This window comes from Streptomyces sp. NPDC025721, assembly GCF_055558595.1.
On the sequence record NZ_JBVHMF010000021.1, the window covers coordinates 95,269 to 112,239 of the forward strand.

Annotated in this window: 10 protein-coding genes; 4 read left to right on the plus strand and 6 right to left on the minus strand. The window is 72.1% G+C overall.

What is annotated here, in order from left to right; all coding sequences use genetic code 11:
- Window positions 1–14: 14 nt before the first annotated feature.
- Both ACZ4EF_RS26235 and ACZ4EF_RS26240 read right to left on the minus strand, forming a co-directional pair.
- A complete protein-coding gene (locus ACZ4EF_RS26235; RefSeq protein WP_401307757.1) occupies window positions 15–1,022 on the minus strand; it encodes a carbohydrate ABC transporter permease in 1,008 nt (335 codons plus the stop codon).
- Window positions 1,019–2,335 carry an ABC transporter substrate-binding protein gene (locus ACZ4EF_RS26240; RefSeq protein ID WP_401720134.1) on the minus strand — a complete coding sequence of 439 codons (1,317 nt, stop codon included), beginning with the start codon at window positions 2,333–2,335 and terminating at the stop codon, window positions 1,019–1,021. The genes ACZ4EF_RS26235 and ACZ4EF_RS26240 overlap by 4 nt, the downstream gene beginning before the upstream one ends.
- A 246-nt stretch (window positions 2,336–2,581) precedes the next feature.
- Here ACZ4EF_RS26240 and ACZ4EF_RS26245 point away from each other — a divergent pair, with 246 nt between their 5' ends.
- Together ACZ4EF_RS26245 and ACZ4EF_RS26250 are read left to right on the plus strand one after the other, a co-directional pair.
- Window positions 2,582–3,757, plus strand: coding sequence for a GntR family transcriptional regulator (locus ACZ4EF_RS26245; RefSeq protein WP_467506560.1), 1,176 nt, complete (start codon window positions 2,582–2,584; stop codon window positions 3,755–3,757).
- Window positions 3,758–3,778: 21 nt separating this feature from the next.
- The gene (locus tag ACZ4EF_RS26250) at window positions 3,779–4,768 is read left to right on the plus strand and encodes a Gfo/Idh/MocA family protein (protein WP_467506561.1); all 990 of its coding nucleotides are present in this window, start codon (window positions 3,779–3,781) and stop codon (window positions 4,766–4,768) included.
- Between the two features lie 87 nt (window positions 4,769–4,855).
- Here the strand turns inward: ACZ4EF_RS26250 and ACZ4EF_RS26255 are convergent, their stop codons facing one another.
- The 3 genes from ACZ4EF_RS26255 to ACZ4EF_RS26265 form a co-directional block, all read right to left on the minus strand.
- Window positions 4,856–8,074, minus strand: coding sequence for a chondroitinase family polysaccharide lyase (locus ACZ4EF_RS26255; protein WP_467506562.1), 3,219 nt, complete (start codon window positions 8,072–8,074; stop codon window positions 4,856–4,858).
- Between the two features lie 82 nt (window positions 8,075–8,156).
- Entirely contained in the window at window positions 8,157–9,638 is a 1,482-nt protein-coding gene (locus ACZ4EF_RS26260; protein WP_467506563.1) for a sulfatase-like hydrolase/transferase, read from the minus strand.
- A 106-nt stretch (window positions 9,639–9,744) separates the two neighbouring features.
- Complete coding sequence (locus ACZ4EF_RS26265; RefSeq protein WP_467506564.1) at window positions 9,745–11,244, minus strand: sulfatase-like hydrolase/transferase; 1,500 nt, start codon at window positions 11,242–11,244, stop codon at window positions 9,745–9,747.
- Between the two features lie 222 nt (window positions 11,245–11,466).
- Between ACZ4EF_RS26265 and ACZ4EF_RS26270 the strand changes: the two genes are divergently transcribed.
- Window positions 11,467–12,846, plus strand: coding sequence for an ROK family transcriptional regulator (locus ACZ4EF_RS26270; RefSeq protein WP_467506565.1), 1,380 nt, complete (start codon window positions 11,467–11,469; stop codon window positions 12,844–12,846).
- Window positions 12,843–13,832 (plus strand): formylglycine-generating enzyme family protein, encoded by a 990-nt coding sequence (locus ACZ4EF_RS26275; RefSeq protein WP_467506566.1) that lies wholly within the window; start codon window positions 12,843–12,845, stop codon window positions 13,830–13,832. The genes ACZ4EF_RS26270 and ACZ4EF_RS26275 overlap by 4 nt, the downstream gene beginning before the upstream one ends.
- A gap of 179 nt (window positions 13,833–14,011) precedes the next feature.
- Here ACZ4EF_RS26275 and ACZ4EF_RS26280 read toward each other — a convergent pair whose 3' ends face one another.
- Window positions 14,012–16,552: a collagenase gene (locus ACZ4EF_RS26280; protein ID WP_467506589.1), complete on the minus strand. Its 2,541-nt coding sequence runs from the start codon at window positions 16,550–16,552 to the stop codon at window positions 14,012–14,014.
- Window positions 16,553–16,971: the final 419 nt, after the last annotated feature.

Below are 16,971 nucleotides of genomic sequence, written 5' to 3' on the forward strand. Positions count from 1 at the left end.
GGGGTACGCGCCTTTCAGAACTCGACGGCTTCCCTGCGCATCAGGCGCCGCAACAGCACGACGAGCACGGTGACCAGCAGGAGGGAGAGGATCGCCGACGCCGTGGCCGCCCCGTAGGAGGGCACCGAGTCGCCGGAGAAGGCGGTGGCGTAGGTGTAGACGGCGGAGGTCCAGGTCTTGGTGGGCGGGATGCCGTTGCCGCTGCTGCCGCCGAAGATCCAGACGATCTCGAAGATCTTCACCGAGGAGATCGTCCACAGGACCGCGCAGACTCCGAAGACGTCCCAGGTCAGCGGGAGGACGACGTAGCGGAGCCGCTGGAGGGCGCCGGCGCCGGCCAGCGCGCAGTCCTCGTAGTAACTGACCGGGATGCGGTCGACACCGGCCATCAGGATGGTGGTGAAGTAACCGGTCGTCATCCAGGTCATCGTGACCATGATGAGCGGGAACATGTTGTCCTGGGACAGCCACTGCGGCGGGGAGTGGATGCCGAGGTGGGCGAGCAAAGAGTTGGCCAGGCCGTCGGGATTGAAGATGAATCCGACCAGGACTCCGTAGACCAGGGCGTTGACCAGGTGCGGGAAGAAGATGATCGACCGGACGACCTTGCGGCCCGCCATGTCCCGCAGGATCAGGGTCAGGGCGAAGCTGATCGCGAAAACCGCGATGCCGACGAGGAAGAGCAGCTTGAGGGTGTTGCCGAGCGACTCCATGAACAGGTCGTCGTGGAAGAGCCGGGTGTAGTTGCGCAGTCCCGCCCAGGTCATGGGCCCGGAGCCGGCCCAGTTGTGCAGGCTGATCCAGACCGCGCCGCCGATCGGCGCCACGAAGACCACGGTGTAGAGCAGCAGGGCCGGGCCGACGAACGGCACGAAGAGCCGCCGTCGCTGCCGGGCGAGCGTTCCGCCCGCGGCGGTGCCGCCCGGACGGGCCCGCTCGGGCCGCACCGGTCCTGGCTCCTGGCCGGTCGCGGAGTCGGCGGCCGGGCCGGTGTCGGGACCGGCCGGTGCGGTCCTGATCACTGCGGCTGGTCCTTCCAGTACGTGGCCTGGGCCCCCTGCATCTGGTGCACGAACTCCTCGGCGGAGATCTTGCCGAAGAAGAGTTCGTCGTCCTTGGCCCAGAACAGCTTCTCGTTGTAGCCGGGGAAGGCCACGCCGTCGTTCTGCTGGTGGAAGGAGTCCGCCTGGTCCAGTGCCTTCTTCACGTCGGCCATCTCGGGCGAGGTGGCCGCGTCCGCGCGGACCGGGATGACCTTGGCCTGCCGGCCCATCGCGTCCTGGTACTTCTTGCCGAGCAGGAAGGCGGCGAACCGCTGCGCGTCCTTGGCGTCGTCGGCCTTCTTCGGCACGGCGAAGCCCACGAAGTCGGCGCGCATGCTGGAGTGACCGGCGGCGGTGACCGGGAAGGGGAAGGCCGCGTACGCGAAGCCCTTGGCCGCGTAGGTGGCGGACTCGGTGGGCAGCCACGAGCCGTTGAACATCAGCTCGGCCTTGCCGTTCGCCCACTTCTGCTGCTCGGCGGGCCACTTGCTCGCCTTGTATCCGTCGATCAGGTAGCCGCCGCGGACGAGTTGCTCGACCTTCTTGGCGGCGTCCAGCACGGCCGGGTCGAGCCACGCCTTGCCGGTCCGGTCGGAGGCGACCTTCTTGAGCCCGCCGGGTCCGAGGTTGCGGACGATCAGGGTGGACAGGAACGCGGCGTTGTAGCCGGTCACGTCGCCGTCCGCGGCGAGCGGGGTCCGGCCGTCCTTCTTGATCCGGTCGAGCAGGGCGATGAACTCGTCCCAGGTGCGGGGCGGGTCGCGTCTCAGCTCGGGGTGGGCCGCGGCGTCGTACCAGACGGCGTCGGAGGTGATGCTGTACGGCACCATCCAGGGCCGGCCCGCCGCGTCGTCGATGTCGATGGTCTTGAGGTACTTGGCCGGGATCAGCTTGCCCGCGGTGGAGCCGTCGACCTCGGTGTCGAAGGCCGAGGTCAGGCCGAGCGACTGCTGGGTGGCCACCAGCGCGGGGACGAGCTTCACGTAGGGACCGTCGACCAGGTCGGGCACATTGTTGGTGTTCAGCGCGGGCACCAGCTTCTGCAGGTTGTTCCGCCCCTGCCACTGGACCTTGACCTTGATGCCGGTCTGCTTCTCGAAGTCGGTGACGGCCAGGGCGAGCACCTTCTGCTGCGGCTCGCCCTCCTTCCACATCGACCAGTAGGTGAACTGCCGGGACGAGCCCGACGAGGAGGTGGCGCCCGAGCACGCCGTCGCGGCGCACAGGAGGACGCCCACGGCGCCCAGCGCGACCGGGAGCTGCCAGCGATGACCTGAGATATGCGTGCCCATACTTCCCGCCTCTGGATGAGGGCAGTGGATGACTGCTCTGTGCGGCCCACTGTCACGAGCGCGGAAGAGAGCATTCAAGACGTATTGCGTCCCGAATCCGCTTGGTAGTCGGCGGCTGCTCCGCCGTCACCGGAGAAGTCCGCCGGTCCGTCATGAAGCCGTCCCTGATTAGTCCTTTATTGCTCTCCTGCCGGGCGCGACAATCGGAGCGGACCACGCTCGGCGACACTCCAGCAGAGGGACGACATGGCCGATTCATCCCGTTCCGGTGGCAGCCGCCGCAGGACCGGCTCGGTGCGGGACACCGCCGCGCGCAACCTCAAGTTCCAGTCGCTCGCGGCGGAACTGCGCCGCGGCATCCTGGCCGGCGACTGGCCCACCGGCGCGAAGCTGCCGACCGAGAGCGGGCTGTCCCAGGAGACCGGCCTGTCGCTGACCACGGTGCGGCGCGCCTTCGACCTGCTGGTCGAAGAGGGTCTGGTGGTACGGCGGCAGGGCTCGGGCAGCTTCGTGGCGAGCCCCCGGCAGCAGGCGCCGCGCACCCGGCGGACCGTGGGCGTCCTCGTCCCCGACACCAAGCTGTACTACCCCCGGGTGCTCCAGGGCATCGAGGAGGCGCTGTCCGCGGCCGGTGTCGGCCTGCAACTCGCCACGTACCACTACGACCGCGCCGAGGAGGACCGCGACCTGGACTTCCTGCTGGAGTCCGGCGTCGACGGGCTGCTGCTGGTGCCCACCTTGACCGGGATCGAGGACCCCGGGGTCCGGGCCGGTGAGCTGATGTCGCTGCCGGTGCCCGCGGTCCTGCTGGAGCGCCGCCTCATCGACGCGGGTCCCGGTGACCGTACCGAGCACGTCTGCTCCGACCATCTGGGCGGCGCGTACGACGCGGTGCTGCACCTGCACCGGCTGGGGCACGAGCGGATCGCGCTGATCACCCGCAGCCGCAATCCGACCGGGGTCGCCGTCGCGCTGGGTTTCCGGCGGGCGATGGACGACCTCGGGCTGTCGGGGAGCTTCCGCCACGAAGCCGAGAAGGCGCAGTGGACCGCCGCGCTGGCGGACCGGATGATCGCCGACCTGATGGAGTCCAGGACGACCGCGGCCCTGGTCTTCGGCGACCGGGAGGCGATTTTGCTGGAGGCCGCCGCCCGACGTCACGGCACGCAGATCCCGGGGCAGTTGGCCCTGGTCTCGTACGACGACGAGACCGCGGACATAGCGGAGGTGCCGCTCACCGCGGTCTCCCCTCCGAAGTACCGGGTCGGCCGGATGGCGGCCGAGGTGCTGCTGCGCCGGCTCTCCGAGGGCGACGCCTGTCCCCTGCACCAAGTGCTGCTCCGCCCGCGGATCGTCGTGCGCGCCTCCTGCGGGGCCGCCGCGCACCGCGCGGAGCCGCGACCGCTCCCCGAGATGTCCTGAATCCCACCGACAAGGAGTTCCATGCGTATCGGACTGATCGGCGCGGGCGCGGTCGCGGACCTGCACGCCCTGGCCGCGGACCGGATCGCGGACACCCGCCTGACGGCGGTCTGTGACCTGGAGGAATCGGCGGCCCGCCGGGTCGCCGCGCCGCACGGGGCCGCGACCTTCACCGACTACCGCGACCTGCTCGCCTGCCGCTCGGTCGACGCGGTCATCGTCAACACCCCGCACGCGCTCCACAGCCGGATGGTCCTGGACGCCGCCGCGCACGGCCTGCATGTGCTGGTGGAGAAGCCGATGGCCACCACCCTCGCCGACTGCGACGCGATGGCCGCGGCCTGCGGGCAGGCCGGGGTCACCCTGGCCGTCGGGCACATCCAGCACTTCCTGCCCGACAAGTGCGCCGCCGAGCGGGCGATCGCCGACGGTGTGCTGGGCGCGCCGCTGGCCGTGCACGACTACCGCAGCACGGACTACCGGCCCGGCACCCGCTCCCCCTGGTTCTTCTCCCGTGAACTGGCGGGCGGCGGCGCGCTGATGAACATCGGCGCCCACTGCCTGGACCGGTCGGTCTGGCTGGGCGGCGCGCCCGCGGTCTCGCTGACCGCGGCCGTCACCGAGCGGTTCGGCGCGCCCGTCGAGACCGACGGCACCGTCGCGCTGCGGCTCGCCAACGGCGGGCTGGCCGGTGTCTCGGTGATCTCCGACCCGCCCCACAAGGTCGACGAGCTGACCGTGGTGTGCGAACGCGGTTCGGTGGTCGCCGACCCGCGGGCGGGAACGTTTCTGCGCATCGACGGCCGCACCCGGCAGATCCACACCCCGAGTGGTACCGACATCCCGGACGCCTTCCGGGAGCAGCTCGCCGACTTCGTCGCGGCCGTCGGCGGCGCCGCCCCCCGGGTCACCCCGGAACACGGCCGCCACATCGTGGAACTCGTCCTGGCGTCGTACGCCTCGGCCGCGACCGGAGAGCCGGTCGGAGTGGGCGCCGCGCAGAGCGTCTGACGCCGACGCCCGGAAGGGCCGGTGCCCGGGAGGAAACCCCCGGGCACCGGCCCTTCCCGTCTCCCGCTCATCCGCCGCCCGGCGCCTTCACGCGGACCGCAGCCGGATCTGTACCCCCAGGCCGAGGTGGCACCGGACGTCCACCGAGGTCAGGCCGCCGTGCACGGCGGTACGGACTTCGGCGTGGGGCTCGGCGGTCCGCCAGGCGCCACGCAGGACCAGCCGCAGCCGGTGGGTGCCGCCCCGGCTGTCCCGCCAGGGCCTGGAGAAGGGGCTGAGCACGCCGACGAACGCGCCGTTCCGGTCGTACTGGTCCCGGTCCCGGCCCTCGTACAGGCGCAGGTCGGGATCGGTGACGGACAGCACGAGGCCGCCCGAGTCCGGGCGCGCGAGCAGCAGCGAGGGCGTGTCCACCGCCGTGATCGGGCCGCCCGCCGCCAGGGTGCGCTGCGGCTCGAAGACGGCGTACGCGGTGATCCCGGTGGCCCGGTCGTGCACGACGTGCGCGCCGTCGTCATGGCGCAGCACCGAGTACGGCGCGATCGTCGGGTCGGCCATCCGCGCCGCGAAGTCCCTCATGTCCTCCGGTGTGGCGTCCACGATCAGGGCGTACGCGTAACGGCCGCCGCGCGGCGCGCTCCCGTGGTCGAGCCACGCGGTGGCGAAGTCGGCGGTACCGGGTGTGCCCGTGCTCTGGTCGGGAGCGGTCTGGGAGGCGCGGGTCAGGGCGAGCCGCTGGCCCGGCGGTATCCAGTAGCCGTTGCCGACCGGGTCGATCAGCCACGTCGGGTCGGACGGCGTGCGGTCGACGGCGTAGGGGAAGTCGGCGACCGCGCCCAGGGCGCTGTGGATCACCGGTTCCGAGGGCTCGGCCAGGTGGCACTGGAAGAGCGTGGTCCGCGTCGGGTTGACGGAGTCGTCGTTGCGGATGCCGGAGCCGAGGGCGATGACCCGCTCGTCGAAGAGGAACACCGATTTGCGTGCCCGGTGCGAGGGGTTGAAGACGGGGTGTTCGCGCAGGTCGATCGCGAAGACGGCGTGCCGGTCGTCGATGGTGCCCGCGCCGCCGAACCGCGACTCGGTGAGCGGCATCTGCTCGATCGCGCCCGCGAGGTTGGACCGCAGCTCTTCGTAGGGCAGGCGGATGGCCGTGGTGCCCGGCCACTGGTTCCAGTCCCAGCCGGGCTGCCGGAATCCGCTGGCGAGGTTGTCGACCGGGTCGCCGCGGCCGAGGACCTGGATCTGGCCGTAGGTGGTGTACCGCCCGTAGAGGTTGTCGGTGGCGTAGATCTCGGTGCTCCACAGGTAGCGGTTGTGGCCGCGGACCGCGACCAGCCAGTTGTCGCGTCGGTGGAGGGCCAGCGCGCTGTGGTTCATCGCCCAACTGCCTGTCGGCGCGGCTTCCGCCGTGACGCCCGCGGCGGCCAACCGCTGGGCCAGCGCCTTCTGTACGGAACTCGGCTTGGCGGGCAGCAGGCGCAGGAACGCGGCGCCCACCTCGGGGTCCAGCTCCCGCGAGCCGTCCGGGGACCCGGCGGTGGTGAGCGACTGGTAGGGCGGCAGGGCGAGCGCGGTCAGACCGGTGGGGTGCCGGGCGGCCAGCGACAGCGGCCAGTCGGAGGCGTTGGCGTAGACGCGCATCCGCAGCAACGCGTCCTTGTAGCGGCCGTGTGCCGCCTCCCCCACCCGGAAGGCGGTGCCGCTGAGGATGTCGACGGTCGGGGCCGACCCCTTGTAGCCGTCGCGGGCGTAGTCCGGGTACATGCCCAGGTGGTGGAAGACGGAGCCGTCGGCCTTGAAACCGTCCATGATGCCGGGCGAGACGGTCAGGGCGGCGTCCAGCCAGCGCCGCAGCGCGTGCAGGTGCGCCACTTGCCCGGCCGGGGTCGGCATGAGAAGGGCGGTGCCGAGCATGCCCTGGAGGTTGGTGTTGAGGATGTCGAAGATGCCGCCGTAGGACTCGGCGTCGCCGAAGTCCTGGAGCAGTCGGCCGAGTCCGGTGAGCCAGGCCAGGTCCTCCCGGACACCGTCCAGCAGCCCCCGCTCGGCCAGGGCGTCACGGATCAGGTGGACGGAGTCGTAGAAACCGCGGAACTGGTAGCCGAGGTGGTGGATCGTGCCCTGGCAGCTCCCCGCCGCCCAGCCCTGTTCGCGGAGGTGGTCCAGGATCCGTACGTACAGATCGGTGAGCCGGGTCCGGTGCGCGTCGTGCGACGCGGCGTCGTACGCGCAGGCGATCTGGTACATCAGGTCGGTGACCTGGCGCAGCGGGCTGCCGGCGACGAACGCGTTGAGCGCGGCGGCGATCCGCGGCGGGTAGATCTCCGTCTGGTAGGAGTCGACGGCCCGGCCCGGCACCCGCTCACCGGGGTACGGCACACCGAGGCCGTCGGTCGCGGCGGCCAGCGCCGCGACCGCCGCGTCGTCCACCGTGAGGGACTTGCGCAGGACCGCGTGATAGCGCCTGGTCACCTCGGCGAGCGAGGCGCTCTCCCCCGCTGTGGGCTCGGGTTCCGGCAGCGGGTGCGCGGCGAGCCGGTCGGCGTACGAGAGCAGGGCCAGCCAATGGGCGTTGGCGGCCCGGTCGCCCTCGCGGTTGACGAACGGCACCTGCCGGTCACGGGTCGGGTGGTCGGGGCGCAGTTCGGTGTTGACGATGAGCTGGTCGAGGTGGAGGGTGCCCGCGCCGGAGCGCCGGGGCGCGACGAACCGCAGGGTGTCCATGCCCGCGCGCGGCTTTCCCGACAGGTCGTACCCGTAGCGGAGCCACACGGTCCGCCAGCCGGTGAAGCCGAGGTGGATCTCGCACCACGCGTCGGCGCGCCGGCCGCGCCCGAACTCCACCCGGAGCACGTCGTCGAGGGCCCGGTCGTTGTGGATCCACACGGCGAAGGTGTCGACCGTCCCCATGGTCGCCTGGTCGTCGCCGTCGCGATACGCGTCGGGTGCGTAGCGCAGCGGGGTACGGATCTCCAGTTCGGCGCCCGGCCGGTAGTCCCAGCGCAGGGAGTGCGGGCCGATCCGGGCGGTGGCGGCGCTGATGCTCACCCGCGAGCCGGGCCCGGTGCGCAGGTGCTCGGGTATCCGGGTCTCGAAGAGGAACACCGGCGGGTCGAGGGCGAGTGCCTGGTCCTCGACGGTCGGCGCGTCCGCGGCCTGCCCCGGGGGGCCGGCCGCGGCGCCGTTCGCCGCCGGGCTGTCGGCCGCCGCCGGTGCGGCCGCGACGGGCAGCGCGGCGGCGGCCGATCCGAGTGCGGCGCCGATCAGCGCCTTGCGTCGCGTGAATCCTTGGGCCTGCTCTGGCATGGTCTGTCCTCCGGTACTCCCTCGCCGGGTTCCCGTGAGGGGAGGGGTTCGCCTGCATCACAGCGGCCGGGGACAGAACGATTCAAGAAGGACTGAACGGCGGATGCGGCGGTTGCCACTCGGGGTCGTCGAAGGCGCCGAGCGGGTCCGCGTCCGGAGCGTCGGCGCCGCCCCGTCCGGCGTCCAGCGGCGCGCGCTGCCCGGCTCCGGTGACCGGCAGGCGGCTGCCGTCCCGCGCCGGGTCCCCGTGTTCCGTGAACCACGCGTCGAGCCGGCGCCGCAGGTCGCCGACGCGTTCGCGGTGCGCCGGGTCGGCGACGAGGTTGACGCGCTCGCCCGGATCGGCGGCCAGGTCGTACAGCTCGTGCGGACCGTGCGGGTACCGGTGGACGTACTTCCACTCGGCGGTCCTGATCATCCGGACGGGACCGTACTCGTCGTAGACGACCACGGGCCGGGGCGGCGGCGGCTGGCTCGGCCGGCCGGTCAGCAGCAGTGGCGCGAAGGATCTGCCGGGTCCGGTCTCGAACGGTTCCGCGTCCAGCCCGGCGCACTCCAGCAGCGTGGCGGCGAAGTCGTACGCCGACAGCAGTTCGTGGCGCACCGAGCCCGCGCTGATCCGGCCGGGCTGCGCGATGATCGCCGGGACCTTGACCGAACTGTCGTAGATGTTCTGCGGAAAGGTGCCGTTGCCCTTGCCCCAGATGCCGTGGTGGCCGCAGTTGAAGCCGTTGTCGCTGGAGAACACCACCAGCGTGCTGTCGGTGAGGCCCAGGTCCGCGAGGGTTCGCAGGACCTGTCCGACGGCGGTGTCCATGGCGGTGACGGAGGCGAAGTAGCCGACGAGTGCGGCCCGGACGTCGGCCTCGCCGCCGACCGGTACGCCGTCGACCAGCGGCTGCCACGGGTGCGGTTCCTCCTGCGGGCAGGTGTCGAACGCGCAGTCCGCGTAGAGGCGTTCGACCTGCGGCGGGTGCTGGCCCTTCCAGGGCTTGTGCGGGGCGGTGAAGTGCAGCGAGAGGTAGAAGGGCTCCTCCCGTCCGGCCTCGCCGTTCAGGAAGTCCACCGCGTCGTCGGCCAGGACGTCGGTGAGGTATCCGGCGGCCGGTTCCCTCGTGCCGTGCCGGTACATCGGTGCGTCGTGGTAGGCGCTGCCGCCGCTCTCGTGCGCGTACCAGTGCGTGAAGCCGGGGCGCGGCCGGTCGTTGGCGCCGAGGTGCCATTTGCCGGACAGGCCCAGCCGGTAGCCGGCGTCGGCGAACTCGTCGGTGAACAGCCGCTGTCCGGCGAGGAAGTCCTGGCCGTCCGGGCCCGCGTGGCCGCCGGAGAGCCAGTCGTGCACGCCGTGGCGGGACGGGATCTGGCCGGTGAAGAGGCTGGCCCTGGCCGGTGAGCAGACCGGGGAGGTGCAGAAGAAGTTCTCCAGCCGGGTGCCGCTCTCGGCGAGCGCGTCGAGGGACGGGGTGAGGATCTCGTCGTTGCCCGCGCAGCCGAGGGCCCAGTGGCCCTGGTCGTCGCTGAGGATGAGCAGGACGTTCGGGCGCCGCGGGTCGTGGCTTGCCATGGTGGGTCTCCCTGGTGGGCTGATGGTGAGGTGGGGCGCGGGCGGACGGGCCCGGCGGTCGGGGGCGGGCCGGTGCGGGACGGCCGGGCCCGGGTGACCGGCCGGTTCAGCCGAGGTCGTCGGCCACGCCGTCGAGGTCCGGTGCGCGGTGGCCGCCGATGTCGGCCGTGTAGCCCATCCAACTGTGGGCGGGGTCGCCGCGGCGCAGCAGTTCTCGGTACAGCCGCCCGGTCAGCTCCCGCCTGACGTCGGCGTACGCCGGGGACCCGTGGACATTGCGCAACTCGTGCGGATCGCGGTCCAGGTCGTACAGCTCGTGCACGCTCTCCGGGTTGTGGACGAGCTTGTACCGGCGGTCCCGGATCATGCGCTGGGAGTACGGGAAGTGGTGGCCGTGGAATTCGGCGACGACCTCGGTCCGCTCCAGGACCGCGCGCGCTCCCCCGGTGTTGCCGGTCAGCAGCGGCAACAGGCTGTCGCCGTCGCAGGGTTCGGGGGCGGGCAGGCCCGCGATGTCCAGCAGGGTGGGGTTGAGGTCGGTGAGCGTGGCGAAGGCGTCCGAGACCTGGGCGGACCCGCCCGGCACCCGCGCGATGGCGGGGACGCGGTAGATGTCCTCGTACATCGCCGGGCCCTTGTCGTTCAGCCGGTGGCCGCCGGTGAACTCGCCGTGGTCCGCGGTGAAGAACACGGCGGTGTCGTCGCCCAGGCCGTACTCCTCCAGGGCGCGCAGAATCCGGCCGATCTGGTGGTCGATCATGGTGACGTAGCCCCAGTAGACGGCGATCAGCTTGCGCCAGGCGTCCGCGTCGAAGGCGTCGGCCGACCAGTATTCGCTGTAGCGGCGCTGTACGTCGGGCTTGCCCGCGAAGGTCTCGGCCATCGACTCGGGCAGCACGACATCGTCCGGGTCGTAGAGGTCGTAGTAGTGGTCGGGCACGAGATAGGGCAGATGCGGTCCGAACCAGTGGCAGGACAGCATGAACGGCCGCCCTGACGTGCGCCGGCCGGCGGCGTACCGCTCCAGCAGCGCGAGGGTGCGGTCGGTGAGGAACGCCTCGACGGTGGCCTCGACGGGCTGCCGCAGCCGACCCGCGATGAGGTGGCCCCGGCCGACGCCGTTGGCGGCGGTGCCGAAGACGGGGTCGGTCACCGCGAACGGCGGCAGGCCGCGGTCCGCCAGCCATCGCTGGTACGACGGGTGGCGTACGGGGTTGAGCGCGCCGGGCAGGTGCTCGCCGTCCAGGCCGTGGTGCTCGGGGCCGTGCTCGCGGCCGATGTGCCACTTGCCGACGTGGCCGACCTGGTAACCGGCCGCCCGCAGTTGGGGCCAGAGCAGTGGCTGGCTCTCGTTCAGCTCGTCCTGGCCGCCGGCGGCGCGCTCGGGGTTGGCGAGCAGGCCGTGCCGGAACGGGTGCAGGCCGGTGGCCAGCGACGCGCGTGCCGGTGTGCAGATCGCCGTCGGAGTGTAGAACCGGTCGAACCGCGTCCCCCGCGCCGCGAGTCCGTCCAGGGCCGGGGTCTCGACGACGGTGTTGCCGTACGCGCCGAGGGTGTCCACCCGGTGCTGGTCGGTCATCAGAAAAAGGATGTTGTGCGGGCTCACCGGCCGCCGCCCCTCCGCTCCCACCGCTCGCGGCGCTGTCGTCGCTTGGTCGGCTCCCGTGCACCGTAAGGACGGCCCGGCATTTTGGTCAACCCTCGGGACTAATCACCGGCCGATGGTCCCCGAATCCGGCGAGCACCTCACCGCCGAAGGCACTGACCAGCGCGGATGGATTAGTCCCGAAACTTGACAGAATCCACGGCGCGGTCCGATCATGCGGACATGGCAGACCGACGCGGAGCCGCACTGCACCGACTGCGCGCCGCCCACGAGGCGGCGGTGCTCGGCGAATTGCGGCGCGCGGGAGCGCTGAGCCGCGCGGAGCTGATCGAGCGGCTGGGGCTCTCCCGCACCACCTTGTTCACGATCGTCTCGGACCTGCTCGCCCGCGAGGCCGTCGTCGAGCGGCCGATGACCGCGCCGGACGGCACTTGGGCGCCGGGCTCCGGCGGCGGTACGGGGACGGCCGCCGCGACCGTACCCGCGGCGGACGGCGCCCCGGACCCGACCGCCGACGCAGGCGCCCGCACCGGCACCCGGCCGCCGAGGGGCCCCGGCCGCCCCGCCATGGCGGTCTCCCTCAACCCGCGCGGCGCGCAGCTCATCGGCATCGGGCTGCTTCCGACCCGCTTGCAGATCGTGATCGCCAACCACGCCCACGAGGTCGTCGCCCGGTCCAGCACCGCGCTGCGGGCGGAGGCCGGACCCGACGAGCGGGTGGCCGCGGTCGTCGCCGCCGTCGGCGAACTGGTCGCGGAGCGCGGGGTGAGCCTCGCCCCGGTGACCGGCGTCGGCCTCGGCCTGCCGGGGCCGGTGCGGCGCCCGGACGACGAACGTCCGCCGGACCCCGCGGACCGGGCGGCCTCCGCGGCCCGGATCGTCGCCGGGCTCGGCGACCACTTCGAGGCGCCGGTGGCCACGGACAACAACACGCGGCTGGCCGCGCTGGCCGAGATCACCTGGGGCGCGGCGCGCGGCCTGTCCGACATCGTGTACCTGCACTGGTCGCAGGGGGTCGGCGGCGGGCTCGTGGTGGACGGCCGACTGGTACGCGGCGCGCACGGCGCGGCGGGCGAGATCGGCCACACCAGTTGCGACCCGCGCGGAGCGGACTGCTACTGCGGAGGCCGCGGCTGCCTGGAGGGCGTGATCGGCATCCCCGCGCTGCTGGCCGAGTGCCGCGCCAGAGGGGCGAGCGTCCGGGACGCGCGCGAACTGGTGGCGCGGGCCGCGTCCGGCGAGCGACCGGCGGCCGACGTCGTGGCCGGGGCCGCGACGGCGGCGGGCCGTGTGCTCGCCGCGCTCGCCGCCCAGACGGACCCCGCGTGCGTGGTGATCGCCGGTGAACTCGCCGCCCTCGGCGCTCCAGTCCTCGACACGGTCCGCGCGCAGCTCACGGCGTTCTCCCTGCCGGCCGCCGCGCGGACCATCCCCGTCAGGGCCTCCACGCTCGGCGACGACGCCGCGGCCCAGGGCGCCGTCGCGATGCTGCTGCACGCGGCGGGCGAGCGGGTCGACATCCTCGTGGACGGGGGTGCGCCGCCGCCGGGACGCCGCGGCGATCCGGCCGGTGGCGCGGGTGACGCCGGTGGTGCCCGGTGACGGCGTGCTGCGGCCCCGGCGGTCACGGCGGAACGGCCGAGGCCGGAGCCGGGACGGGGTCCGAACTCACGCCTCCGCCACGGGACTTCGCCGTTCCCGACCGCCCGCGCGCGGAGGTGCTGCGGGGCATGGTCGCCGTGCCCGCAGGCCCCTATCTGATGGGCGGCGACGACGAGGACGCGTTCCCCGACGACGGCGAGGGGCCGGTGCGCGAGGTGACGGTCAGCGCCTTCCGCATCGACGCGACATGCGTCACCAACTCCCGCTTCGCCGTGTTCGTCAAGGCCACCGGCTTCCGCACCCAGGCCGAACTGAGCGGCTGGTCCTACGTCTTCGGCGGCTTCGTGCCTCCGCGGGCGCGGCACGCGGTGCTTCCCGGCCGCGTGCCGGGCGCGCCGTGGTGGCGAGCGGTCTCGGGCGCCTGCTGGCGCTCGCCCGAAGGCCCCGGCACCTCGATCGGGGAGCGCGGCAACCACCCCGTGGTGCACATCTCCTGGCACGACGCCGTCGCCTACGCGGCCTGGGCGGGCAAGCGGCTGCCCACCGAGGCGGAATGGGAGAAGGCCGCACGCGGCGGACTGGTACGGGCCCGCTTCCCCTGGGGAGACGAGCTGACCCCCAACGGGCGGCACCGCTGCAACATCTGGCGCGGCGACTTCCCGGTCCGCAACACCCGCGAGGACGGATATCTGGGCACCGCGCCCGCCAACGCCTTCACGCCCAACGGCTACGGGCTCCACAACGCCTCGGGCAATGTCTGGGAGTGGTGCGCGGACCGGTTCTCCCCCGACTGGCACGCCGCGCCCCGGCCCGAGACGCGGGTCGACCCGGTGGGTCCTCCCGACGGCGACAACCGGGTGCTGCGCGGCGGTTCGTATCTGTGCCACCACTCCTACTGCAACCGCTACCGGGTCGCCGCCCGTACCTCCAACACTCCGGACAGCACCACGGCGCACGGCGGCTTCCGGTGCGCCGTCGACGACTGACCAGCTGAGACCGCCTTATCGACCGACTTACCCACTGACCGACCGGCCGGAAGCGAGGGGTCGCCCCGCTTCCGGGGTACGGGCGGCCCGGAGGGCGGACAGCGGTGGTGACCGCTGTCCGCCCCTTCGGACCGTGGTGCCTCCTGTTCCGTGCGCCCGCTACCGGCAGGCGGCCGGGATCAGTAGGACGTGGTGACCGAGGCTCCGCTGAAGCCCTGGACGGCGTAGAGGCTGACGTAGACGTAACCGGCCGTCGGGTTGGTGACGGTCAGGGTGTGGGCGTTGCCGCTGCCGGTGGCCTTGCTGGTGTAGCTGGCGGTCGTGGCCCACCCGGTGTTGCTGTAGTAGAGGTCGGCGTTGCCGGTCCCGCCGGCCGAGGTGATCTTCAGGGTCGTGGTGCCCGCGGGCAGGTAGAGGTACAGGTAGGCGTAGTCGCCGGTGGGCGCCGACAGATTGCCGCGCTTGCAGTTCTTGCCGAGCTGGTTGACGTCGGCGCCGGTGCACTCGGGCGCCGTGCCGCTGCCGACCGTGACCGTCCGCGACGTGGTGTTGGTGGCGCCGCCGTTGTCGGTGACGGTCAGTGTCACGGTGTACGTGCCCGCGGCCGTGTACGTCCTGGACGGGTTGGCGGCGGTGGAGGTGGTGCCGTCACCGAAGTTCCAGGCGCGGGAGGCGATGGTGCCGTCGCTGTCCGTCGACCTGTCGGTGAAGGCGGCGGTCAGATTGCTGACGGTCGAGGTGAAGGCGGCCGTGGGCGCCTGGTTGCCGGGCGGGTTGCCGCCGCCGATGCTGCCGCAGTTCCCCACCGCGCACTTGGTCAGCCAGGCGTCCCAGTCACTGTTGTAGCGCGTGCCGATGGTGCTGGTGAGCAGGGTCTGCGCGGCGGCGTAGTTGCCACTGCGGTAGTCGGCGAGCAGCGCGGTGACGTCCGCCGGGTGCGACTGGAGCATGTAACGCACCGCGAGGTAGCCCCAGTTGTAGACCAGGGTCTGGCCCGAGTCGTAGGTGTTGCCGAAGATCGACCGCAGGGTGTAGCCGTGTGTCGCGGCCTGGTTCTGCGCGTCGGTGTAGACCACGTTGCGGTAGGAGTAGGAGACGTACTCGGCGAAGCCCTCGATCCACCAGATGGTGGTCGGCGTGGCGGTGCTCGCGGTGAAGTCGCCGTAGGTGTCGAACCGGCCGTCGAGGTAGTGCGTGTACTCGTGGTTCAGGTTCCAGATCTGGAAGTCCGGGCGCACCCACTCGGCCTCGTAGGCGATGAAGCGGGGCTGGTTTCCGGCCGCGGCGGGGTCGCCCTCCAGGTACATGCCGCCGTTGTTGGTGTCGATGCCGTACATGGCCCCGGCGTATGTCTGGTAGTCGGTGCTGGAGTTGAAGACCACCACCTCGATGGTGGAGTTGTTGTCGTTGGCGACGGGCCCGCTGTCGTGGACGAGGCCGTGGAAGTACGCGTCCTGGGCGCGCAGGCTGGCGCAGGAGGAGCTGAGCTGAGCGGCCGTCATGTCCTGGGCGAGGATGCGGATGCTGGAACTGCACGTGTAGTTGGACGTGAGCACCGAGCTCTTGAGCCGGTCGGCGAGGTTGCACGTGTCGTAGTACGAGCAGTTCGACGCGTCGTAGTAGCTGGTCATCTCGGCCAGGCCGACCCACAGGGCCGCGGTGGGTCCGGTGATGGCGGTCCGGCTCAGCAGCGCGGCCACCAGCGGGCTGGCCTTGGCGCGCAGGGCCGACTCCTGGAGGAACCGGCCAAGTTCACGCCCGGCGTTGGACGTCAGGTACGCCTGGTCGGTGCTCAGCAGCGCCAGGTGCGAGCCGGCGAAGTTGTACAGCGTGTCCAGCACGCTCGGGTCGGCCACGACGGCCGCGACGAAGTCCGGGAACTGGTGGCCGCGGAACAGCACGGTGTAGACGTTGTTGACGGCGTTGAGCATGTACCAGGACGCGTCGTACGAGCTGTTGTAGCCGTTCAGCAGCCGCTTGACGACGTACAGGTAGCGGGCGTCCTGCTCGGAGCTGTCGATCAGGGTGACGGCCTCGGCGAGGGCCTCGCCGTTGGCGTCGGTGACGTCGCCGGAGTGGGCGCTGGCGAAGAAGGCGTCCAGGGCGCTGCGGATGGCCGTGACCATGGCGGTGCCGTAACTGCCCACCGCCGAGGAGTTGTAGTACTGGACGTAGTAGCCCGCCCGCAGGTAGAGCACGAGCTGCGGCATGCCGGTGCTGCTGTCACCGGGGTAGGCGGCCGAGCCGTCGCGCATGGCGTAGGCGACGGTGGTCATCTGCGCCTCGCGGAAGGCGTTGTAGGCGTCGGTGCCGGTCAGGTTGAACAGCGTGTTGACGCAGTCCGTGGTGGACGCCCTGATCTGGGCGACGAGGGCGCTGCCGGTCCGGCCGGTGAAGTCCGAGGCGTTGCATGTCGCCGCCGCGGTCAGGCCGTTGGCCCTGGCCTTGGCCCGCGCCGCGGCCTTCATGGACGGCGCGGAGTGGCTGACCACCGGCGCCGTCGGCGCGTCGTAGTCCTGCTTGAGCGCGTCCTTGGACGCGGGCAGCGGCGCCCGGTCGGCCGCGCTGAGCGAACCGGCTCCGGTGTGGTCGGACTTCGCCGCGGCGACCGTGGCGGGCTGGGCCGCCGGGCCGGGGCGGGTGGCCGCGGTCCCGGCGGGCTTCGGCTGCGCTGCCGCGGCCCGTTCCGGGTGGATCAGCATGCCGATGCCCAGGCACATGGCCAGGGCGAGTATCAGGAACCCGGTGAGACTTCGTCGTACCGGTTGGGTGTTCACGTGCCGCCTCCCAGCGGTGTGTGCCGCGCTCCGTTGCGCGGCGAGGGGGGATTCGCGGTGCACCCGTCCGGGCCCGCCCGGCACTGTGGGGAGTGGGCGGTGCGGTCCCGGACGGACCGCGAGCCGTGCCTCAGCTTTTGGCATGAGCACGGCTTTCAGGTTGTGCGCCATGTACCATTGCACATGTCACATCGCTTGGGAACCCTGGGTGGAGAACTCGCGAAAACGGCCTGGGGGGGGGGGGGGGGGGGGGAGGGAGGAGGGGGGTCCCCCCCCCCCCCACCCCCCCCCCACCCCTCCCCCCCCCCACCGCAGAAGAAAACCCCCACAGCACTGTAGGGGGCATCCGCCACCATAACAAA